Source organism: Sphingomonas sp. (genome assembly GCF_035998645.1).
In the GTDB taxonomy this organism is placed as follows: Bacteria; Pseudomonadota; Alphaproteobacteria; order Sphingomonadales; family Sphingomonadaceae; genus Sphingomonas.
Genome location: NZ_DASYHL010000005.1, coordinates 1,023,362 through 1,045,003, shown reverse-complemented (window position 1 = coordinate 1,045,003; position 21,642 = coordinate 1,023,362). Strand labels below are relative to the sequence as shown.

At 65.5% G+C, this 21,642-nt stretch carries 23 protein-coding genes; 19 read left to right on the top strand and 4 right to left on the bottom strand.

Annotation, left to right across the window (positions count from 1 at the left end; genetic code table 11):
* Nucleotides 1-3: 3 nt before the first annotated feature.
* From rimM to VGN66_RS18620, 3 genes are read left to right on the top strand one after another with little or no spacing between them, the layout of a single operon-like run.
* The gene (gene rimM, locus VGN66_RS18630) at nt 4-480 is read left to right on the top strand and encodes a ribosome maturation factor RimM (RefSeq protein WP_327520260.1); all 477 of its coding nucleotides are present in this window, start codon (nt 4-6) and stop codon (nt 478-480) included.
* The gene (locus tag VGN66_RS18625; protein WP_327520259.1) at nt 477-1,214 is read left to right on the top strand and encodes a metallophosphoesterase family protein; all 738 of its coding nucleotides are present in this window, start codon (nt 477-479) and stop codon (nt 1,212-1,214) included. The genes rimM and VGN66_RS18625 overlap by 4 nt, the downstream gene beginning before the upstream one ends.
* Nucleotides 1,215-1,252: 38 nt before the next feature.
* Nucleotides 1,253-2,749, top strand: coding sequence for a serine hydrolase domain-containing protein (locus tag VGN66_RS18620; protein ID WP_327520258.1), 1,497 nt, complete (start codon nt 1,253-1,255; stop codon nt 2,747-2,749).
* Between the two features lie 110 nt (nt 2,750-2,859).
* Here the strand turns inward: VGN66_RS18620 and VGN66_RS18615 are convergent, their stop codons facing one another.
* Nucleotides 2,860-3,768 (bottom strand): NAD(P)/FAD-dependent oxidoreductase, encoded by a 909-nt coding sequence (locus VGN66_RS18615; protein WP_327520307.1) that lies wholly within the window; start codon nt 3,766-3,768, stop codon nt 2,860-2,862.
* A 52-nt stretch (nt 3,769-3,820) separates the two neighbouring features.
* On the opposite strand from VGN66_RS18615, the gene VGN66_RS18610 reads away from it, so the two are divergent.
* The 6 genes from VGN66_RS18610 (at nt 3,821) to ybaL (ending at nt 7,956) form a co-directional block, all read left to right on the top strand.
* Nucleotides 3,821-4,123 (top strand): antitoxin, encoded by a 303-nt coding sequence (locus VGN66_RS18610; RefSeq protein WP_414713223.1) that lies wholly within the window; start codon nt 3,821-3,823, stop codon nt 4,121-4,123.
* Complete coding sequence (locus VGN66_RS18605) at nt 4,120-4,509, top strand: type II toxin-antitoxin system VapC family toxin (protein WP_327520257.1); 390 nt, start codon at nt 4,120-4,122, stop codon at nt 4,507-4,509. Before VGN66_RS18610 ends, VGN66_RS18605 begins: the two co-directional genes overlap by 4 nt.
* The gene (gene trmD, locus VGN66_RS18600; protein WP_327520256.1) at nt 4,506-5,240 is read left to right on the top strand and encodes a tRNA (guanosine(37)-N1)-methyltransferase TrmD; all 735 of its coding nucleotides are present in this window, start codon (nt 4,506-4,508) and stop codon (nt 5,238-5,240) included. Before VGN66_RS18605 ends, trmD begins: the two co-directional genes overlap by 4 nt.
* Nucleotides 5,237-5,629, top strand: coding sequence for a 50S ribosomal protein L19 (gene rplS / locus VGN66_RS18595; protein WP_224920742.1), 393 nt, complete (start codon nt 5,237-5,239; stop codon nt 5,627-5,629). Before trmD ends, rplS begins: the two co-directional genes overlap by 4 nt.
* Nucleotides 5,630-5,776: 147 nt before the next feature.
* Nucleotides 5,777-6,106: a hypothetical protein gene (locus VGN66_RS18590; RefSeq protein ID WP_327520255.1), complete on the top strand. Its 330-nt coding sequence runs from the start codon at nt 5,777-5,779 to the stop codon at nt 6,104-6,106.
* A 212-nt stretch (nt 6,107-6,318) separates the two neighbouring features.
* A complete protein-coding gene (gene ybaL, locus VGN66_RS18585; RefSeq protein WP_327520254.1) occupies nt 6,319-7,956 on the top strand; it encodes a YbaL family putative K(+) efflux transporter in 1,638 nt (545 codons plus the stop codon).
* Between the two features lie 318 nt (nt 7,957-8,274).
* On the opposite strand, the gene VGN66_RS18580 is transcribed toward ybaL, so the two are convergent.
* The gene (locus VGN66_RS18580; protein ID WP_327520253.1) at nt 8,275-8,649 is read right to left on the bottom strand and encodes a VOC family protein; all 375 of its coding nucleotides are present in this window, start codon (nt 8,647-8,649) and stop codon (nt 8,275-8,277) included.
* 75 nt (nt 8,650-8,724) lie between these two features.
* On the opposite strand from VGN66_RS18580, the gene soxR reads away from it, so the two are divergent.
* The 6 genes from soxR to rplQ all read left to right on the top strand — a co-directional run bounded on the left by soxR (nt 8,725) and on the right by rplQ (nt 14,345).
* Nucleotides 8,725-9,210 carry a redox-sensitive transcriptional activator SoxR gene (gene soxR, locus VGN66_RS18575; RefSeq protein WP_327520252.1) on the top strand — a complete coding sequence of 162 codons (486 nt, stop codon included), beginning with the start codon at nt 8,725-8,727 and terminating at the stop codon, nt 9,208-9,210.
* A 36-nt stretch (nt 9,211-9,246) separates the two neighbouring features.
* Nucleotides 9,247-11,484 (top strand): S9 family peptidase, encoded by a 2,238-nt coding sequence (locus VGN66_RS18570; protein WP_414713222.1) that lies wholly within the window; start codon nt 9,247-9,249, stop codon nt 11,482-11,484.
* A 266-nt stretch (nt 11,485-11,750) separates the two neighbouring features.
* Nucleotides 11,751-12,119, top strand: coding sequence for a 30S ribosomal protein S13 (rpsM, locus tag VGN66_RS18565; protein WP_327520251.1), 369 nt, complete (start codon nt 11,751-11,753; stop codon nt 12,117-12,119).
* A 58-nt stretch (nt 12,120-12,177) separates the two neighbouring features.
* A complete protein-coding gene (gene rpsK, locus VGN66_RS18560) occupies nt 12,178-12,567 on the top strand; it encodes a 30S ribosomal protein S11 (protein ID WP_224920750.1) in 390 nt (129 codons plus the stop codon).
* A gap of 105 nt (nt 12,568-12,672) precedes the next feature.
* Entirely contained in the window at nt 12,673-13,734 is a 1,062-nt protein-coding gene (locus VGN66_RS18555; RefSeq protein WP_327520250.1) for a DNA-directed RNA polymerase subunit alpha, read from the top strand.
* A gap of 188 nt (nt 13,735-13,922) precedes the next feature.
* Nucleotides 13,923-14,345 carry a 50S ribosomal protein L17 gene (rplQ, locus tag VGN66_RS18550; protein ID WP_327520249.1) on the top strand — a complete coding sequence of 141 codons (423 nt, stop codon included), beginning with the start codon at nt 13,923-13,925 and terminating at the stop codon, nt 14,343-14,345.
* A gap of 442 nt (nt 14,346-14,787) precedes the next feature.
* On the opposite strand, the gene VGN66_RS18545 is transcribed toward rplQ, so the two are convergent.
* Nucleotides 14,788-15,147, bottom strand: coding sequence for a hypothetical protein (locus VGN66_RS18545; RefSeq protein ID WP_327520248.1), 360 nt, complete (start codon nt 15,145-15,147; stop codon nt 14,788-14,790).
* Between the two features lie 458 nt (nt 15,148-15,605).
* Between VGN66_RS18545 and VGN66_RS18540 the strand changes: the two genes are divergently transcribed.
* From VGN66_RS18540 to VGN66_RS18530, 3 genes are all read left to right on the top strand, one after another.
* Nucleotides 15,606-17,759 (top strand): prolyl oligopeptidase family serine peptidase, encoded by a 2,154-nt coding sequence (locus VGN66_RS18540; RefSeq protein ID WP_327520247.1) that lies wholly within the window; start codon nt 15,606-15,608, stop codon nt 17,757-17,759.
* Nucleotides 17,760-17,854: 95 nt separating this feature from the next.
* Nucleotides 17,855-19,585: a hypothetical protein gene (locus VGN66_RS18535; RefSeq protein ID WP_327520246.1), complete on the top strand. Its 1,731-nt coding sequence runs from the start codon at nt 17,855-17,857 to the stop codon at nt 19,583-19,585.
* A 106-nt stretch (nt 19,586-19,691) separates the two neighbouring features.
* Nucleotides 19,692-19,841 (top strand): hypothetical protein, encoded by a 150-nt coding sequence (locus tag VGN66_RS18530; RefSeq protein ID WP_327520245.1) that lies wholly within the window; start codon nt 19,692-19,694, stop codon nt 19,839-19,841.
* Here VGN66_RS18530 and VGN66_RS18525 read toward each other — a convergent pair.
* The gene (locus VGN66_RS18525) at nt 19,838-20,461 is read right to left on the bottom strand and encodes a peptidylprolyl isomerase (RefSeq protein WP_327520244.1); all 624 of its coding nucleotides are present in this window, start codon (nt 20,459-20,461) and stop codon (nt 19,838-19,840) included. The two genes, VGN66_RS18530 and VGN66_RS18525, sit on opposite strands and share 4 nt — an antisense overlap.
* Before the next feature lie 164 nt (nt 20,462-20,625).
* Between VGN66_RS18525 and trxB the strand changes: the two genes are divergently transcribed.
* Entirely contained in the window at nt 20,626-21,597 is a 972-nt protein-coding gene (gene trxB / locus VGN66_RS18520; RefSeq protein ID WP_327520243.1) for a thioredoxin-disulfide reductase, read from the top strand.
* The last annotated feature ends 45 nt before the right edge of the window (nt 21,598-21,642 follow it).

The following is a 21,642-nucleotide window of genomic DNA, read 5'->3' as shown; positions in this document are numbered from 1 at the left end:
TCCTTGGCTAAGGACACCCCCGTCACGCTCGCGGTCATTATCGGCGCGCACGGCGTGACGGGGGAGGTCCGCCTCAAGGTCTTCGCCGAAGACCTGTCCGCGCACCGCCGCTTCAACGGCGGCGCGCTGACGCTCAAATCGGTGCGCCCCGGCAATAATGGCGCGATCGCACGCTTTGCCGAAGTCGCCGACCGCAACGCCGCCGAGGCGCTGCGCGGCACCGAACTCACCGTCACCCGCGACGAACTCCCGCCGCTGGGTGAGGGCGAATACTACCACGCAGACCTGCTTGGCCTGAGCGCCGTCTCCGAAAGCGGCGACGCCATCGGCACTTTGGTTGGAATCGAGAATTTCGGCGCCGGCGATGTGATCGAGATCGAGAGACCTGACGCCAAGCGCTTCATGGTCCCGATGCGTCCCGAAGCGGTGCCCGTCTGGGACGACACCACGCTGACCATCGCCGACGGCTGGGCCGAGTGAGCGCAGGCGGCATGCTCGCCGTCCTGTCCGACATCCACGGCAATCTCCCCGCGCTCGAAGCGGTCATCGCTGACGCGCAGGCAGTGGGCGCGAAGCGGTTCGTCAATCTCGGTGACAGCCTGTCCGGCCCGCTCTGGCCATCCGAAACCGCCACGCTGCTGATGCGCCTCGACTGGTCGACGATCGCGGGCAATCACGAGCGCCAGCTGCTCACCGACGCGCCCGAGCGCATGAACGCCTCCGACCGCTTCGCCCGCGCCGCGCTCGATGATGCGCAGCTGGACTGGCTTGCCGCACAGCCCGCGACACTTGGCCTCGACGGCATCCGCCTGGTCCACGGCACCGTCCGCAGCGATGTCGAACAGCTGCTCGAAACCGTCGAGCCCACCGGCCTGCGCGCTGCCACTGATGCCGAAATCGCCGCGCGGCTGGGCGATGATCCCGCTATGCTCACCTTGTGCGGCCACTCGCATCTCCCCGGCGTCCGCACGCTCGGCGATGGCCGCACCGCCGCCAATCCCGGAAGCGTCGGCCTTCAGGCCTATCGCGAAGATCTGCCCTTTCCCCATGTCGCCCAGACCGGCGACCCGCGCGCCCGCTACGCGCTGGTTCGCGGCATGCAGGTCGAGTTGCGCGCCATCGCCTATGACCACGCCACCGCCGCCGCCAAGGCGGAGCGGGAAGGGCGCGACGACTGGGCCTTGGCGCTGCGCACCGGGTCCGCACCGGATTAGGCTTCCCATCGCCGCCAATCTCTGATTGCTTGGCGACCATGAAGCTGCACCTCGCCGCCGCCCTTGCGCTCGCCCCGCTGCCCGCCCTCGCGCAGACCGCTGCGGGGCAAATTCCGCCCGCGCAGGTCACCGAAATCGGCGACCATTTCGCCCGCTACCGGCAGGCAAACCCGACCCTCGGTATGGTCTATATCGTCATCAAGGACGGCAAGCCCGCGCTCTCCGCGATGGTCGGTACCCAAACCCCCGGCGGCGCGCCGGTCACGCTCGACACCCGCTTCCGCATCGCGTCGATGAGCAAGGCGTTCACCGCGCTCGCAATCCTTCGGCTGCGCGACGAGGGCAGGCTGGTCCTCGACGACCTTGCGGAAAAGCACATCCCCGAAATGCGCGGCTGGAAATACCCGACCAGCGACAGCCCGCGCATCCGCATCCGCGACCTGCTCGCCCATGTCGGCGGCATGGTCACCGATGATCCCTGGGGCGACCGGCAACAGGTTTTGAGCGAGGCGCAGTTCAGCGCGATGATCGTGCAGGGCGTGCCGTGGAGCCGCACCGGCGGCATGGCGCACGAATATTCCAACTATGGCTATGCGCTGCTCGGCCGGATCATCACCAACGCTTCGGGCCAGCCCTACCAACGCTATATCGGGCGGACGATCCTCCAGCCGCTCGGCATGGCTGCGACCACCTATGACATCGCACAGGTGCCGCGCGACAAGTTCGCGCTTGGCTATCGCTGGGAGGATGAGAAGTGGGTGGCTGAGCCGGAAATGCGCGACGGCGCATTCGGGGCGATGGGCGGCATGATCACCACCGCCAATGACTATGCCAAATGGGTCGGCTTCCTGCTGTCGGCCTGGCCCCCGCGCGACGGCGCCGAAATCGGCCCGGTCAAGCGCGCGACGGTGCGGGAGATGGTACAGGGCCTCAACTTCGTTCGCGTCGGCCCGCGTCGCGGCGCGCCGGACAGCGACACCTGCCGCCACGGCACCGCCTATGGCATGGGCATGCGCATCACCAGCGACTGCGACCTCGGCGTCGCGCTGGAGCATGGCGGCGGCTATCCCGGCTATGGCAGCTATGTCGTGTTGGTGCCGGAGCGCGGCGTCGCCGCCTTCGCCTTCGCCAACAAGACCTACACCGCGCCCGCCGTGCCGGTCTGGCAGTCGCTCTGGTCACTGGCGCGGGCAGGGGCGGCGGAACCCCGCGTGACCCCGCTCAATCCGCTACTAACCCAGATGCACGACGCCACCCGCGCCGCCTATGCCGCAGGCGACCTCAGGCCGCTCGACGGCAAGCTCGCCATGAACTTCCTGATGGACCGCGACGCCGCCCACTGGCGGGTGGAGTTTGCGCGGATCAAGGGCGTGCTGGGCGATTGTCCCACCGCCGAGCCGCTCGACCCGACTGGCAATCTGTCGACCTATTTCCGCTGGAACTGCGCCAAGGGCAAGCTCGACGGCCAGATACTTCTCGCCCCCACCAACCCGCCGACGATCCAGGCGCTGCGGTTCTTCCCGAGGCCAAACTAACCCCACCGTCGCCCCGGCCTTGAGCCGGGGCTGGGCTGCCTCTGTCACGTCGAGAAAGAAGCCCAGCCCCGGGTCAAGCCCGGGGCGACGAGGGTTTGGATCGCACCGCCCTACCGCCAAATCGCCCGCTGCTCGCTGAGCATATTCCGGATCGTCGTCGACGCGACCCCGGCCTGACCCATCGCGTTGCTGATCTGGTCCAGCCCCTTCACCACATCGCCCGCCGCGAACAGGCCGGGGATGCTGGTGCGCTGGTGGTCGTCCACCTCAAGGCACCCCTCGTCGGTCGCCGCCGCGCCCGCCGCAACCGCCAAATCGGATCGAATGCGCGACCCCAGCGCCGGGTAGATGCTGTCGAACGCCATCCGACCATGCGCGGTGTCCACGGCCATCCGATCCCCCTCGATCGCATAACCACCGCAGGGCCCATCCACCCGCGCAATCCCGGCCTCCTCCAGCTTGGTGGTGCAAGCATCGTCCAGCCGATGCTCCACATCCGGCGCGATCAGCGTCACGTCGCGGGTAAAGCCGCGCAGGAACAGCGCCTCGCGCATCCCATGATCGCCGGTCCCGATCACGCCCACACGCTTGTCGGTCACCTCATAGCCATCGCACACCGGGCAATAGCGCAGCAGCCCGCGTGCCAGCGCCGGATCATGCACGGCATCCGCCAGCCCCTCGGGCCGGTGATTGACCACCCCGGTCGCCAGCAACACCGAGCGTGTCGCAACCCGCCGCTCGCCTGCATGGACGATAAAGCCGTCCGCGACCGGTTCGACCCGCGTCACCTTGGCCGGCTCGCGCACTGCGCCGTACATCTCCGCCTGCGCCAGCATCCGCCGCAACAACTCGACCCCCTCGATCCCCTCGGGATAGCCGGCATGATTGTGCGTCCGCGGGATCAGCGCCGCCCGGCTCGACCCGCAATCGAACATCCGGATCGACAGGTGATAGCGCGCCAGATAGATCGCCGCCGTCAGTCCGGCCGGCCCAGCGCCGATGATGATACAGTCTTCCATGACCGCCATAGCGCGGCGGGGGCGGGTTCGTTCCTTGAAGCCAATGACGCGAATGTATATACATTCGGACTATACGGAGGCGCATATGGGTGACGAGTTCAAAACCCGCACGTTCAAATCGGGCAATTCGGTCGCGCTGCGCCTGCCCAAGGCGCTCGGGCTGAGCGATGGCGACGAGGTCACGATCGTCCCGCATGCCGATGGCAGCTTCTCCTTCTGGCCAAGCGGTTCGGCCAAGCGCGTATTCCTCAGCCTGTACGGCGCCTTCTCCGACGGGTTCATGGCTGATGGGCGCGGCGACACCGAGCAGGAGGAGCGCGACTGGAGCGGTTCGGCCCCGGACCGCGCCGCATGATCATGCTCGACACCAATGCCTGTATCGACTTCGCGAAAGCCCGAAGCGATCGGCTGCGCGACCGGCTGGGCGAGGCGTTTGAGGGCGGCATCGCGATCTCGGCGGTGACGCTGGCCGAATTGCGGGTCGGAGCGAAGGCAGCGGGGGCGGACCCAACCGATGCCCGCCGGCTCGATCTGCTGATCCACTCACTCACCTTGCTCGATTTCGATGCCGCTGCTGCTGAGGACTATGCGGATATCGTCAGACAGGTTGGCGTGCGGCGCCGCAGCTTCGACCGGCTGATCGCAGCACACGCCCGCTCACGCGGCTTGCTGCTGGTGACCAATAACGAACGTGACTTCGCCGATGTGCCGGGTCTCAAAGTGGAAAACTGGACCCGATGACCTTCGCCACCACCGTCCTGACCCTCTACCCGGACATGTTTCCCGGCCCGCTCGGCGCATCCATCGCCGGGCGCGCGTTGAACGATGGGAAATGGATTCTCGACACCGTCCAGATCCGCGACTTCGCGACCGACAAGCACCGCACCGTTGACGACACCCCGGCGGGGGGCGGGGCGGGGATGGTGCTCAAGCCCGACATCCTCGCCGCCGCCTGTGACAGTGTAGGCTATGACCGCCCGATGTTGGCGATGACCCCGCGCGGCGCGCCGCTGACGCAGGACCGGGTCCGCGCGCTCGCCGCCGGTCCCGGCGTGTCGATCCTGTGCGGCCGGTTCGAGGGGTTTGACGAGCGATTGTTCGACGCACGCGCGATCGAACAGGTGTCGATCGGCGACTATGTCCTGTCGGGCGGCGAGATGGGCGCGCTGGTCCTGCTCGACGCTTGCATTCGGCTGCTTCCCGGCGTAATGGGCGCGCCTTCCAGCGGAGTCGAGGAAAGCTTCGAAAGCGGCCTCCTCGAATATCCGCAATTTACCCGACCCGTCGAATGGGAAGGGCGGATGATCCCGCAAGTGCTGCGATCGGGGGATCATGCGCGGATCGCGGCCTGGCGAAAGCAACAGGCCGAGACCGATACACGGCTAAGGAGGCCGGATCTTTGGGAGCGCCATGAGGGCGCTCGGGTCCAGTCTCCCTCTGGCGCGCGGCAACAGAAGGATGAAGATCCATGAACCTGCTTCAGCAGATCGAAGCCGAGAACGTTGCGAAGTTCCTGGCCGAAAAGACGATCCCCGAATTCCGCCCCGGCGACACGCTGCGCGTCGGCGTGAAGGTCGTCGAAGGCGAGCGCACCCGCGTTCAGAACTATGAAGGCGTCTGCATCGCCCGCGCCAACAAGGGCATGGGCAGCAACTTCACCGTTCGCAAGATTTCGTTCGGTGAGGGCGTCGAGCGCGTCTTCCCGCTCTATTCGCCGAACATCGACAGCATCGAAGTCGTCCGTCGCGGCGTCGTGCGTCGTGCGAAGCTCTATTATCTGCGTGGCCGCACCGGCAAGTCGGCGCGTATCGCCGAGCGCCGCGACCCGCGTCCGGCCAAGGCGACCACCGCCGCCGAGTAATCGGCCCGCTGGCAAGACATCTACGGGGCGCGGAGGCGAGAGCTTCCGCGCCCCGTTTGATTCTGCGACTCGCGACACTAAATTGACCGAGTGACAGTCCGCTCGATCCCATCCGCATCCGATGCCCGGCCAGTCCGGGCAGCGGCGTTGTGGATCGCACTCCTGGTCGCACTGGCCTCGTCGCTGCTCAGCAGCGGCCCGCCGCGCACCATCGCCTATGGCTCGGCGTTCAATCCGGCGACGACCGTCGTCGCGCTCCGGCCGATCCGCCCGGCGCCCCGGATCATGGCCGATACCGTCCGCCGCGACGACGGCCCCGCCGCCGGCGCCAGCGACATCGCGGTGGCATCGCTGGCGGTCGTGCCGATGGCCGCGCCGCAATGGATTCCCGCTGCGCACGACGCGGCGCCGGAACCGCTTCCCCTTCGTCCGCATTCCGTCCTCGACGGCAGCCCGCGTGGCCCGCCGCTCGCCTGACCCTCCGCCAATTCGCCAATCCTGGCGTCATTGGAGTTTTGTCATGGATCAGAAGAAAAAGCGGCCACCCTGGTGGTTCGCGCCGGTCGTCTGGGGCGGAGTCGCGGCAAGTGCTGCCGCTGCTGCCCTCGTGATCGGCGGGACGACGGGATAGCCGCATCGCCCGGGCCGCACGCTGCGGTCCGGGCCACAACAAGGACGACCGCCAGCCTATGCACCACACCCCCCTTATCGCCACGATCGTCGCGGGGCTCGTCATCGCCTTCATCATGGGGTCGATCGCCCACAAGCTGAAGGTATCGCCGATTGCGGGCTATCTTCTTGCGGGCATCATGGTCGGGCCCTTCACGCCGGGCTTCGTCGCCGACGGCAACCTTGCCGCCGAACTGGCGGAGATCGGGGTCATCCTGTTGATGTTCGGCGTCGGCCTGCACTTCTCGCTGCGTGACCTGCTCTCCGTGCGCAAGATCGCGGTGCCGGGTGCAATCGGCCAGATCGCGTCGGCCGTCGTGATGGGGATGGGACTCTCCTGGCTGCTGGGCTGGGATCCGCTTGCGGGCTTCGTCTTCGGCCTCGCTTTGTCGGTCGCGAGCACCGTGGTGCTGCTGCGCGGTCTGCAAGGGTTCGGCATCGTCGATACCGAACGCGGACGGATCGCGGTCGGCTGGCTGATCGTCGAGGATCTGGTGATGGTCCTCGCGCTGGTCCTGCTTCCCGTGCTGGCGCAGATCATGACGGGTGACGGGCCGATGACGTGGAGCGCGGTGCTGGTCCCGCTCGCCCAGATCGGGTTCAAGGTCACCGGATTCCTCGTCGTCATGCTGCTCGTCGCGCGCCGCTTGATCCCGATGGCGCTGCATTGGGTCGTGCATACCGGCTCACGTGAGCTGTTCCGCCTTGCCGTGCTCGCGATCGCGCTCGGCGTCGCCTTCGGTGCGGCGGTCGTGTTCGATGTGTCGTTCGCGCTGGGGGCCTTCTTCGCCGGGATGATCCTCGGCGAAACCCAGCTCAGCCGTCAGGCGGCCGAAGAGACGCTGCCGTTGCGCGATGCATTCGCGGTGTTGTTCTTCGTGTCGGTCGGGATGCTGTTCAACCCGGCGGTGATCATCGAACAGCCATTGCCGTTGATCGCGACCTTCCTGATCATCGTGGTTGGCAAGTCGCTCGTCGCCTATGCGATTGTCCGTGCGCTTGGCCGTACGCATCGCATCGCGGTCACCGCGGCGGCGAGCCTGGCGCAGATCGGTGAGTTCTCCTTCATTCTCGTCGGGCTCGGCGTCTCGCTCGAGATATTGCCGGCCGAGGGTCGGGATCTGGTGCTGGCGGGCGCGTTGCTGTCCATCCTCGCCAATCCGTTCATCTTCACCTGGCTGGTCCCGCGCCGTCAGGAGCAGACCGACCCGATCGAGCCACCGCTGGATACCGGCGACCGCACCGGCCACGTCGTGCTGGTCGGCTATGGCCGGGTCGGCAAGCTGATCGCGCGCGACCTGCTCGCCCGCAAACGCCCGTTCATCCTGATCGAGGATCAACCGGATATCGCCAAGGCGGCGAAGGAGGCGGGGCTCGACGTCGTACGCGGCAACGGCGTCGATCCCGAAGCGCTCAAGGCGGCCGGCGTCGATCGCGCCGCCAAGCTGCTGATCGCGATCCCCGAGGGGTTCGAGGGCGGTGCCGTCGTCCAGGCGGCCCGTGAGCTCAACCCCGGCATCGCCATCGTCGCCCGCGCGCATTCGGATGCCGAAGTCGAGCATCTGGAAGCCAAGGGCGCAGGCGATGTGGTGGTCGGCGAGCGCGAGATCGCTAGCCGCATGCTCAGCCTGTGCGCAATGCGAGCGGCGCGGGGGTAAACCCGCTCCTCCTACTAGAACCCCTCCCGCGTGCGGGAGGGGCAGGGGAGGGTCTTCTTCTTCTTCCTTTTCTTCCTCCACCCTCCAACCCTCCGCGCAGAAGGCAGAAGAAGAAGACCCTCACCCAACCCTCTCCCGCAAGCGGGAGAGGGCTAAGAAGAAGGGAGGAATGGCGTAATCCTCCCCCGCCAGGGGGAGGTGGCGCCGAAGGCGACGGAGGGGGAGGACGGCTTCGCGATTGAGCCTCTTGCTGCCTCCCTTCCTCCCCCTCCGTCAGCTGCGCTGACACCTCCCCCTGGCGGGGGAGGATTTTCGGACTTACCCGTAGCTCACAATTTCAAACTCGATCCCGTCAAAGTCGAAGAAATAGAACCGCCGCCCCGGCTCATAATCGTCATGCCCGAACGGCTTGAGTCCCGCGGCGGCGACCTTCGCCTCGACGCCATCCAGATCATCGACCACGAATCCGACATGGTTGAGCGGCTGGCCCTTCTGATAGCGCCGCTCGCCCTCGACCGGCGGGGCGTAGAGCGCGAGGTAGCTGCGGTCGTCGCCGACATGGATCGACGTCCCGCCGTCGCGCGCCGCGCCCTGCCAGCGGATGTGCCAGCCGAACAGGTGCTGGATCAGCTTCGCGGTGCGTGCGGGGCTGGTGACGGTGAGATTGGCGTGTTCGATAAAGGTCGTGGGCATCGCGGTTCCTTTGCGGTTTGCGTCAGTGCCCAACCCCGCTACAACCTCAACATAAGTTTAGGTCAAACGGAAAATATGCGCGGCAACGAACTGCTCACCATCGGCGAACTGGCGGCGCGCACCGGGCTCAGCGTCTCGGCGATCCGCTTCTACGAGGGGCGGGGGCTGGTCGCGCCGATCCGCACCAGCGGCAATCAGCGCCGCTTTCTGCGCTCCGACATCCGCCGTCTGTCCTTCGCGCTGATCGCCCAGAAACTGGGGCTGACGATCGAGGAGATCGCGACCGAGCTGAACCGCTTGCCGCACGGCCGCACCCCGACGCTGGTCGACTGGACCCGCATCAGCCGCCATTTCCGCGCCGAGATCGACCGCCGCATCGCGCTGCTGGAGCGCACGCGCGACAAGCTGGACGGCTGCATCGGCTGCGGCTGCCTGTCGCTCAAGAAATGCGGTCTCTACAATCCGGGCGACGAAGCGGCCGCGAAGGGGCCGGGACCGCGCTATGTGCTGAGCGAACCCGTTGCGCGCGAGACTTTACCTGTCCGCCCGGAAGCCCGATAGGGTGGCCGATAGTGAACAAAATGGACGGGTTGCAGGATGTGGAAAGCGGCACTGGGTGCGATGGCGTTGTTATCGGCGGGTGTGGCCATGCCGGTTGAGGCACAGCAAATGGCAGGCAGCGACCTGACGCTCGAGCGCGTCTTCGCCAGCCCCGACCTTGCCGGCACCACCCCGCGCGCACTGCGCCTGTCGCCCGACGGCACGCTCGTCACCGTCCTGCGCAACCGCCCGGACGACAATCAGCGCTTCGACCTTTGGGCGATGGACACCGCCACCGGCCAATGGCGGATGCTGGTGGACAGTCTGAAACTCGGCACCGGCGCGGAACTGTCCGAAGCGGAAAAGATGCAGCGCGAGCGCGCGCGCATCGGCGGCAGCAAGGGCATCGTCGCCTATGACTGGGCACCCGATGGCAAGTCGATCCTCGTGCCACTCGATGGCGACCTCTATCTCGCCACGCTCGACGGCAATGTCCGCCGCCTGACCGCGACCGAAGGCGGCGAGCTGAACCCCGTGATCAGCCCGCGCGGCGGCTTTGCCAGCTTCGTGCGCGACCAGAATCTCGTTGTCCTCGACCTTGCAACCGCCGAGGAAATGAAGGCGACGACCGAGGGCAAGGGCAATGTCTATTTTGGCGAGGCCGAGTTCGTTGCGCAGGAAGAAATGGGCCGCCGCACCGGTTACTGGTGGTCCCCCGACGACACGCGCATCGCCGTCCAGCGCTTTGACGAAAGCCCGGTCGGCATCGTCAGCCGCGCCGCGATCGGGGCGGAGGGGACGAAGATCTACGACCAGCGCTATCCCAAGGCGGGCACCGCGAACGTGCTGGTCGATCTCTATGTCATGAACCCGGATGGCTCGGGCCGGGTCAAGGTCGACCTCGGCACCGAAACCGACATCTACCTCGCCCGCGTCAACTGGACGCCCGATGGCAAGACGCTGCTCGTCCAGCGCCAGAACCGCGCGCAGACCGTCCTCGACATGCTCGCCGTCGATCCCGCGACCGGCGCATCGCGCGTGCTGTTCAGCGAAAAATCGGGCGACCGCAGCTGGATTAACCTGTCCGACGCCTATCGCCCGCTCAAGGACGGCAGCCTGATCTGGTGGTCCGAACGCGACGGCCACGGCCATCTCTACCGCTTCAAATCGGGCAAGTGGGCGCAACTGACCACGGGCGACTGGGAAGTCGCCGACCTCGTCGGGGTGGACGAGGCAAGCGGCCGCATTACCTTCACGGGCAACAAGGACGGCGTGCTCGAACGCCACCTCTACACCGTCAACCTCAACAAGCCCGGCGCGGTCACCCGCATCACCGAACCCGGTTGGTGGCACGGGGCCAGCGCGAATGGCACCGCCAGCAAGATCATCCTCACCCGCTCGAAGAGCGATCAGCCAGCACAGATCATGCTCACCGACGCGGCCGGCAAGCGCCTCGCCTGGGTGAACGAGAACAAGGTCGCCGGGGATCATCCCTACGCCCCCTATGTCGCGAGCCATCAGCAGAAGCAGTTTGGCACGATCAAGGCCGCCGACGGCACCGTCCTGCAGTGGGAAATGATCACGCCGAAGCTGGAGTCGGGCAAAAAATACCCCGTCTTCTTCCAGCATTATGGCGGCCCGCATTCGCAGCAGGTCAGCCGCGCATGGGGCGGCGCGCTGCAGCAGTATCTGGTCGATCGCGGCTATATCTGGTTCGTGCTCGACAATCGCGGCGCAGCCAATCGCGGCAAGGCATTCGAGGATCACCTGTTTCAGGCAATGGGCGGGGTCGAGGTCGAGGACCAGCTCGCCGGTGCCGCCTATCTCAAGACCCTCGAGTTCGTCGATGCCGGCCGCATCGCCACCTATGGCTGGTCGTACGGCGGCTATATGACGCTCAAGATGCTCCAGTCCGCCCCCGGCACCTTCGCGGCGGGCATCTCCGGCGCACCGGTCAGCAAGTGGGAACTCTACGACACCCATTATACCGAGCGCTATATGGGCGACCCGCGTCAGGTGCAGGCGGCGTATGACAAGGCCAGCACCGTCGCCGACGCGACCAAGATCGCCGATCCGCTGTTGCTGATCCACGGCATGGCCGACGACAATGTCGTGCTCGAACATTCAACCGTGATGATGGCCAAGATGCAGGGCGCGGCCGTGCCGTTCGAAACGATGCTCTACCCCGGCCAGACGCACCGCGTCGCCGGCCCGGGGATCAGCGTGCATCTGTGGACGACGATCCTCAACTTCCTCGACCGCCACATGGGCAAGGACGCGCCGCCCGCGAAATGACCGGGCCGAACCGAGTCCGGCAATGAGACGGGCGGTGGTCGCGCATGCTTGGCCGGGGGTCTGATTTGGTGTATGTCACCAGAACCAGATTTTCCCCGGACCCGGCGCTTGACAGTGCGGGCCGCGGTCAATATGTCGCCCATCTTCCGAAACACCGGTGAACGGCGGCGTGCGTGCATGTCTGCCGCGCGCTTGCGTTCCGGGTCAACGCGACGAGATGGGGCATGCTGCCATGCACGCCCCGTGGAGCTGGGAGAACCTATTTCATGGCACGTATTGCGGGCGTTAACTTGCCCACCAACAAGCGCGTTCTGATTGCGCTTCAGTATATCCACGGCATCGGCCCGGCAAAGGCCAAGCAGATCACCGAAAAGCTCGGCATCACGCTCGAGCGTCGCGTGCAGGACCTGACCGATCAGGAAGTGCTGCAGATCCGCGAAGCCATTGACGCTGACCACACGGTTGAGGGTGATCTTCGTCGCGAAACCGCGATGAACATCAAGCGCCTGATGGACCTCGCCTGCTATCGCGGCCTGCGTCATCGCAAGGGTCTGCCTGTCCGCGGTCAGCGCACGCATACCAATGCGCGCACCCGCAAGGGCAAGGCGAAGCCGATCGCCGGCAAGAAGAAGTAAGCCGCTGGGCCGCCTCACAGCGGCCCGCCTGCTTCGAAACTCGAAGGATTACTGAACAATGGCACAAGCACCGCAGCGTCTTCGCCGTCGCGAACGCAAGAACATCACCTCCGGCGTCGCCCATGTGAACGCCAGCTTCAACAACACCATGATCACGATCACTGACGCCCAGGGCAACGCGATCAGCTGGTCGTCGGCGGGCATGATGGGCTTCAAGGGTTCGCGCAAGTCGACCCCGTATGCGGCCCAGGTCGCTGCCGAGGACGCAGGCCGCAAGGCTGCCGAGCACGGCGTCCGTACGCTCGAAGTCGAGGTAAAGGGCCCCGGTTCGGGCCGTGAGAGCGCCCTGCGCGCCCTCCAGTCGGTCGGTTTCCAGATCACGTCGATCCGCGACGTGACCTCGATCCCGCACAACGGCGTGCGCCCCAGCAAGCGTCGTCGCGTCTGATTTACCTTTCCGCTTCGCCTGCGGTCCGGGAAGCCGGGCCGGGGTGTGGCGGTTCTCTCTACTGGCAGGATGCACCCCTCATCCTGCCCAACCTTGGGGAAGCCTGTGTCTGTCAATGCAAAGAACTGGCAGGAACTGAAGAAGCCGAACGGCCTTGAGAAAAAGGGCGGTGACGGCAAGAGCAAGGCGACGTTCGTCGCCGAACCCCTTGAGCGTGGTTTTGGCCTGACGCTGGGCAACGCGCTGCGTCGCGTGCTGCTCTCGTCGCTTCAGGGCGCTGCGGTCACGTCGATCAAGATCGAAAACGTCCTGCACGAGTTCAGCTCGCTCGCCGGCGTGCGCGAAGACGTCACCGATCTCGTGCTCAACGTGAAGCAGATCGCTCTGCGCATGCAGGGTGAGGGCGCCAAGCGCCTTCAGCTCAGCGCAACCGGCCCGGCGGAAGTCAAGGCCGGCGACATCGCCGTCTCGGGCGACATCGAAGTGATGAACCCGGAACTGGTGCTGTGCCATCTCGACGATGGTGCGGTGCTCAACATGGAACTCATCGCCGACACCGGCAAGGGCTATGTCCCCGCCAGTGCCAACCGTCCGGCCGATGCGCCGATCGGTCTGATCCCGGTCGATGCGCTCTACTCGCCGGTCCGCCAGGTCAGCTACAAGGTCGAGAACACCCGCGTTGGGCAGGAACTCGACTATGACAAGCTGAGCCTGTCGATCGAAACCGACGGCACCGTCACGCCGGAAGACGCGCTCGCATATGCCGCGCGCATCCTTCAGGACCAGTTGGCGCTGTTCGTCCACTTCGACGATTCGGCGATCACCCGCAGCGCGCCGGTCGGCGTCGCCGCCCAGTCGACGGCTTCCGAAGGCACCAGCGACACCGCGACGATCAACCGCTACCTGCTCAAGAAGGTGGACGAGTTGGAGCTGTCGGTCCGTTCGGCCAACTGCCTCAAGAACGACAACATCATCTATATCGGCGATCTGGTCCAGAAGACCGAAGCCGAGATGCTGCGCACCCCGAATTTCGGCCGCAAGTCGCTGAACGAAATCAAGGAAGTGCTGTCGTCGATGGGTCTGCGCCTCGGCATGGAAATCCCGGGCTGGCCGCCTGAGAACATCGAAGAGATGGCCAAGAAGCTCGAACAGGAAATTATGGGCTAAGCTGCACCGGGTTAGCGCAAGCTAACCCGGAGACAGCGCCAGCCCGGCCAGCGGGGCCGAAGGCTCCGTCTGACGCCGCGGCTTTGCCGCGGCGGGCCTCCTGGAAGAAGGGTCGATGGGCAGCCACCCCAAGTGCTGCCTGGTCTGGGGTTCCGTAAGACGGCCCCTTAACGAACGAAGGAAATACCATGCGTCATAAATACGGCGGTCGTAAGCTTCAGCGCACCTCGGCACATCGCATTGCGCTGTTCCGCAACATGTCGGCCGCGCTGATCAAGCATGAGCAGATCACCACCACCGTCGCCAAGGCGAAGGAACTGCGTCCTTACGTCGAAAAGCTGATCACGCTGGCGAAGAAGGGTGGTCTTTCGAACCGCCGTCTCGCGCACGCGCGTCTGCTCGACGATGCGCAGCTGGTGAAGCTGTTCGACGTGCTTGCGTCGCGCTACGCCGACCGCAACGGTGGCTACACCCGCATCATCAAGGCCGGCCCGCGCGCGTCGGACGCGGCACCGATGGCGATCATCGAATTCGTCGACCGCGACGTCTCGGCCAAGGGCCAGGACTCGGGTCCGGTGATGACCGACGAGGATTTCGACGAAGCCGCCTGATTTCGGGCGCTTCATCGACCAGAGCTGGGGCGGTCGCACGACGGTGCGGCCGCCCCTTCTCGTTTGGGGCGTTGCCCGTCCTTCAAATATCCTCCCCCGGCAGGGGGAGGTGGCGCCGAAGGCGACGGAGGGGGAGGACGGCTTCGCGCTATCGCCTCGTGCCGTCGTGCTTCCTCCCCCTCCTTCAGCTGCGCTGACACCTCCCCCTGGCGGGGGAGGATTGATGAGGCTGGCAGTTGACGCGCAATTCCACTCTTCTTCTTTAGCCCCTCCCGCTTGCGGGAGGGGTTGGGGAGGGTCTTCTTCTTCTTCTTCTTGTTAGCCTTCTTCTCCCGTCATCCTGAACTTGTTTCAGGATCCACCGCTGCACAAGCGAGTGAGCAGCGGGTGGCGGGGTGGATGCTGAAACAAGTTCAGCATGACGGACGAAGGAGTAATCCCCTCACCGACAAACCCCCTTCAACCCCCGCCCATGATGGTACCGCACATCACGCGGCAGAAATTGCGGAAACCGGCACGCGAACAGGTGCACCCGCCGCGCCCCGGCAAAGATCGCGGGCGCGCTGCCCGCTGCCTTCACGTCGTAGCTGCCGACCTGCCCCTTGGCGCAGTCGAAATAGGTCTCGCGCTCGGCGATCGGCGGCGCGGTCACGCACATGAACACCACCAGCCGCTCGGGACAGCGATTTTCCAGCGTCCCGATTGTACCGCTGGCCGGTGGCACCACGCGGATACACGCGCTGGCATCGGCGGCGGGGTCGGTCTGCGGCGTGGTGGCAAGGATCAGGGCAGATAGGATCATCCACCCCATCCTGCCACGGCATGCCGCCCCAAGCTAATGTTGCGCCCCCGTAAGAATCGCTGAACTTTGGCGCTGCGTCCGACTCCCCATCTAGTGCCCAACGGAAGAACCGACGGAAATCCGCCGATCGCCGACTTGGCACGCGCCCTGCAAACATTGCGGCGCAGGAGGATCAGATGAAACGCACGCATGGACATGGGGCCGGTAACGCAGTGGCACTCGCCTTTGCGACGCTCCCGCTGATGGTAATGAGCTGGGTCGCCTATGAAAGCGCGCTGACGTCGTTTGCGTGACTGTCGTCCGAACGGCGCGTGACTGTCGCGTTGGCGTCCTGTTGCGGTCGCAAACCGGTCGCGTCAGCCGAAAACCCCCGCTTTTTCGTCAGGTTCGTCGGACGCCCCGCTTGACCCGGCGCAGTGTGGCAATAGGGTAAGGCGCTTCCGTTTCAGGAGATACCAATGCGCCGCGCGTCGATTCTCGCCCTGCCGCTTTTGTTCGTTTCGCCCATCGCCGTTGCCAGCCCGGAGTCCGCGCCGACCATGACCGCACCGCTTTCCTATCCCGACACCCGCCGCGTCGATGTCGTCGACGAGGCGTTCGGGGAAAAGGTCGCCGATCCCTATCGCTGGCTCGAAAACGACGTCCGCAACGACAAGGAAGTGGCCGAGTGGGTGGCGGCACAGAACAAGGTCACCGACGCCTATCTCGACACGCTGCCCGGCCGCGACGCGTTCAAGGCGCGCCTGACCAAGCTGTTCGACTATGAGCGCTTCGGGATGCCGTATCGCAAGGGCACGCGCTATTTCTACTCGCGCAACTCCGGGCTTCAGAACCAGGCGGTCCTGTATGTCCGTGATGGCCTGAATGGCGAAGGCCGCGTTCTGATCGATCCAAATAGCTGGGCGGCCGATGGCGCGACGGCGCTCGGCGAATGGCTCCCGTCGGAAGATGGCAAGCTGCTTGCCTATTCGATCCAGGATGGCGGCAGCGACTGGCGCACGATCCGCGTCCTCGACGTCGCGACCGGCAAGGTGCTCGACGACAAGATCGAATGGGCCAAGTTCGCCATGGCCGCGTCCTGGGCCAAGGACGGGTCGGGCTTCTACTACTCGCGCTATCCCGAGCCGCCGGCCGACGCCAAGTTCCAGGCGCTGAACGAAAATCACCGCATCTATTTCCACAAGCTCGGCACGCCGCAGAGCGCCGACCGGCTGGTCTATGAAACCCCGGCCCAGCCCAAGCAGAGCCACTATTCGGGCCTGACCGACGATGGCCGCTGGCTGGTAATCTACACCAGCGAAGGGACCGACAACCGCAACCTGCTGCACGTCATCGACCTCAAGAATCCGGCGGCCAAGCCGAAGGCGATCATCGGCGAACTGACCAATGAGTGGTCGGTGATCGGCAATGTCGGATCGACCTTCTATCTGTCGACCAACAAGGATGCGCCGCGCAGCCGTGTCGTCACCATCGACGTCGCCAGCGCCGACCTGACCCCGCGCGAAATCGTGGCTCAGGATGCCGCAGTGCTGGGCAGCGCGTCGATCGTCGGCGGCAAGCTGATCCTGTCCTATCTGGTCGACGCCAAGACCGAAGTGCGGCGCCACGCGCTCGACGGCAAGCTGCTGGGCAAGGTATCGCTGCCGGGCATCGGTACCGCAGCGGGCTTTGGCGGCGAGCCGGACGAGAATGAGACGTTCTTCGCCTTCACCAGCTTCAACTATCCCACGACCATCTTCCGCTACGACGTCGCGACCGACAAGGCGACGGTCTGGGCGCAGCCCAAGGTCGCGTTCAACCCGACCGACTATGTGGTCGATCAGAAATTCTACACGTCGAAGGACGGCACCCGCGTCCCGATGTTCGTGGTGCGCAAGAAGACGACGACCGGTCCTGCGCCGACGATCCTGTGGGGCTATGGCGGGTTCAACATTGCCTACACCCCGGCCTTCTCCGCGGCGCGGGTTGCATGGATGGAGCAGGGCGGAGCGTTCGTCCTCGCCAACATCCGCGGCGGCGGCGAATATGGCAAGGCGTGGCATGACGGCGGTCGCCTGGCGAACAAGCAGAATGTGTTCGACGACTTCATCGCTGCCGGCGAATATCTGATCGCTCAGGGCGTTACGAAGAAGGACGGCCTGGCGATCCAGGGCGGGTCGAACGGTGGCCTGCTCGTCGGTGCGGTGGTCAACCAGCGGCCCGACCTGTTCGCGGCGGCAATGCCGGCCGTCGGCGTGATGGACATGCTTCGCTTCGACCGCTTCACCGCCGGCCGCTATTGGGTCGACGATTATGGTTATCCGTCGAAGGAAGCCGACTGGAAGCGGCTGCGCGCCTATTCGCCGTACCACAACATCCAGTCGGGCAAGACCTATCCGGCGATCCTGGCAACGACCGCCGACACCGACGACCGCGTCGTTCCGGGCCACACCTTCAAATACACCGCCGCGCTCCAGGCGGCGGACATCGGCCCCAAGCCGCACCTCGTCCGCATCGAAACGCGGGCCGGGCATGGCGCTGGTAAGCCGACCGACAAGGTGATCGAGGAGACGTCCGACCTCTACGCCTTCGCAGCCAAGTGGACCGGGCTTGAGGTGAAGCCGGTCGAGTAATTGGGGCGTCGGGGCAGGGCTGCGCCTCGTTTCGTTGCCGCTTTCTGCCCCGGATTGCCGAAGCTATCGTCCTGCGAATCGCAAGGGGGCTTTCGGTGAACGGATTCTGGACGGTGCTGGCCGGCGCATTGGCGACCGGTGGGGCAATAGGTGGCGCACAGGCGGGGCAGACCAAGGTGGTCGAAGTGCCATCCCCGCCGCCACCGCCTGCCCCGGTCGCCGCCCAGCCTGCGGTTGCAGCCGACTATCCGACCTGTGACGGCTATCCCGTCCCGAACCCGAAGAAGAAGCTGAAGCCCGGCGAAAAACAGCCCGAACACCGCGGTTGGGGCGGACTGGGTCCGAACTACGGCATCCGCCTGCGATCGTTCGGCGTGCAGGGTAGCGCGGCGTGCGAACGAACACTCGCCGACCCGATGCTGGTCCCCGAATTCCGCAACCGCCGCCTCTCGCTGCTGCGCGCCCGCGCACTGCACGAACTCGCTGAGAAGAGCGACGAAACCGCATTGGCGACGCTCGACGAGTTCGACGCCTTCCACGCCACTTATGCAACGCGCGACGAACTCGCCGCCATTCGGCTCGGCAGCGACGCACTGCGCGCCGTCGCGCTCTACCGCACCAAAAAGGCTGCCGACGCACATAAGATGCTCGATTCGATCATCGCGCGGCGGCCCTATTCGGCGAGCGTGCGCCGGCTCGCCTCGGCGATCCGGTTGTTGTTCGATACCGATCGGGGCAACCGCATCGCCCAGTTGCGCGAGCAGGCATCCTACAATCCGGTCATGCTGCGGCTGATGCTGATGATCGCGCTGCAGACCGGGGATTTTGAGAATGCCGCGCTCTATGCCGAGCAGATCAGTTTTGACCTGCCGAAGAACCGCGGCGAATGGTCGCTGAGCGGTGATGCGGATCGTAAATATGAAGAGATCCAGGGGCGCGCCGCGATCCGGGGTGCCCGAGCTTATGCATTGCTGGCGGCGGGCAAGACCGAGCAATCGGCGATCGAGTTGAAGGGCGCACGGGACGAGGTTGCCTTTGCGGTCGAGCCGCCGCCGCCACGCCCTGATGGACGCAAGCAGCCCAAGCGGGTCGAGGAAGATTTTCGGCGGCGCGTCGCGGCCGGGGACAAGGCGACCGAGGTGCTCGACGATTGGTCGCGGGCGATCGCGTTGCGGTTGCGTGCCGGCAAGATGACGATGAAGTCGCTCGCCGACGAGCCCGAGCGGCCGCGCGGCGAGGCGATGGTGGTCATGTCCGACCTGATCGCGCAGCTGCGTGCCGATGGCCCGGCGGAATCGCGGGCCATCGATGCGACGATCGAAGAGATCCGACGGATGCAGGACGTGGGCACCACCAAGATGCTGCAGATGGGTTTCGATGATCTGGTGAAGCTGCTTCCGCGCGGCGAGCATGCCGATGCCAAGCCCAGCATGCGAGACGAGGGGAGCAATTTCTGGCGCACCAATATGGAAGGGTATCGGGTCATGAAGGGCGACGATCCCCAATTGGTCAATCTACGGATGGGCAGCCTTTCGGCCAGCCCGGCGATGGTCGAGGAGGCGGCGATGCTGGTCGCGGCGGACCATGTTCGAGGCCTGGGGAAGGATGCCTTCATCATCGAAAGTGCGTTGCTGGTCGAGCGCACTGTCACCTATGGCTATCATGGTTACAGCGCCGGGGGCGGGACGCCGCAGGGGTTCGAGTACCGCCTGTTGATCCGACCGATCAGCCTGGCGGCGGGTGAGGAACCTTCGCGGCAGTGGCGAGCGATCAAGGTCGCCGATGTCCGCGCCGCGTTGGCCGAAAAATACCCGCTGGCGCCGTGATCGGGAAGGTTAACGCCGACATCCGTAGAAACCCGATCGGACTTTTCCGATATGGGCAACCCCCAGAGCACATGGCAGATACGGCAACATCGACTGGAGAGTTGCGATGTCTTCTTACCACAAGATTGCCAGCGCCGATGATCGCGACGTGATCGCGATGGACGATTCGATGCCAGCGGGTTCGGGCTTCCTGATGATCGTGTGCGGGTCTTTGCTGTTCTGGCTGTTCATCCTCCTGCTGTTCAGTGCGTTTTAAGGCACTCGGCTCACCTTCAGGATCCGGATCTTCGGACTGAGCATCTGCCCTTTCATCACGCCTTCACCTGCAGTTGGCGAGGTCGGGGCGTCCAAAATCTTCCACACCACCTCCATCCCTTCGACCACCTTGCCGAAGGCGGCATAGCCGAGATTGTCGCCGGGCTTTGACGGGTCGGCGTCGAGCGAGGGCTGGTCCCCGACGCTGATCGTGAACTCGCCGCGCGCGGTGCCCGGTGCCAGCCGCGCGGTGGAGATTGCGCCGTTGACGTGCTTCACCCCGGTCAGCGTCGTCGGCTCATGCTTGATCGGCGGGAGGATGCGTTTGGGGTCGTTGTCGATCCCGAACTGGATGAAGCCGAATTTGTCTGCGACCTTGACTGTCCGGTAGAATGCGATGCCGTCGAGCCGCTTCTGATCGGCATAGCGCAGGAAATTGCGCGCGGTGATCGGTGCGCGCTGTGTCTCTATCTCCAGCACGATGCGGCCCATGCTGGTGTCGATTGCCACTTTCTGTGTCGCCGGCTTCGGGGCTGGAGCGGGTGCAGGTACTTCCGTCTGCGCGAGCGCGGGGAGGGGGAGCAGCAAGGCTGCGGCGAGCAGGGTGCGGCGAAGTGTCATGCCGCCAGTCTGCCCAGCCGCGCGCCGCCCTTCAACCGGCTTTCGTCCACAACAGAATCGCTTTGCTGGAAGGCGCGCGGGCACCACCCATGTTGCCATCGGCGGTGCCGAACCCCTAGATGCGGCACCGCCACCCGCTTCATGGGGCTCAACAGGATTCTCGAATGACCGCCACCCACTCGACCCGCATGCTGATCCTCGGTTCCGGCCCCGCCGGCCTGTCCGCCGCCATCTATGGTGCGCGCGCGGGGCTCGCCCCGATCGTGGTGCAAGGGGTTCAGCCGGGCGGCCAGCTGACCACGACCACCGATGTCGAGAATTATCCCGGCTTTCGCGAAGTGATCCAGGGCCCGTGGCTGATGGAAGAGATGCAGGCGCAGGCCGAGCATGTCGGCGCGCAGATGATGTATGATTCGATCGTCGAGGTGGATTTGTCGCAGCGCCCGTTCCGCCTGATCGGCGATGGCGGCACCGTCTATTCGGGCGACACGCTGGTGATCGCGACCGGGGCGCAAGCCAAGTGGCTTGGGCTGGAGAGCGAAGAGGCGATGAAGGGCAAGGGCGCGAGCGCCTGTGCGACCTGCGACGGTTTCTTCTATCGCGGCAAGAAGGTCGCGGTGATCGGCGGCGGCAACACTGCGGTCGAAGAGGCGCTGTACCTGACCAACCACAGCCATGACGTGACGCTGATTCACCGCCGCGACACGCTGCGCGCCGAAAAGATCCTGCAGGAGCGGCTGTTCGCCAATCCCAAGATCAAGGTGCTGTGGAACAAGGAAGTCGTCGAGTTCGTCGGCGGCGGCGACCCTGAGGGGCTGGTGGCGCTGGACTTGAAGGACCGCGTGACTGGCGAGGAGTCGCGCATCGATGTCGAGGGCGGCTTCGTCGCGATCGGCCACCACCCGGCGACCGAGCTGTTCCGCGGGCATCTGGAGCTGGACGAGGATAGCTACATCACGGTCGAGACCGGGACGACGCGCACCAGCGTGCCCGGCGTGTTCGCGTGCGGCGACGTCATGGACAAGGTCTATCGTCAGGCGATCACGGCGGCGGGCACGGGGTGCATGGCCGCGCTGGATGCCGAACGCTTCCTGGCCGAGGCCGATTTCGAGGCGGTTGCGCAGGCCGCGGAGTGATCCGGGGAAACTGACGAAGTTTCGGGCAACGCGTGCGATCCTGTC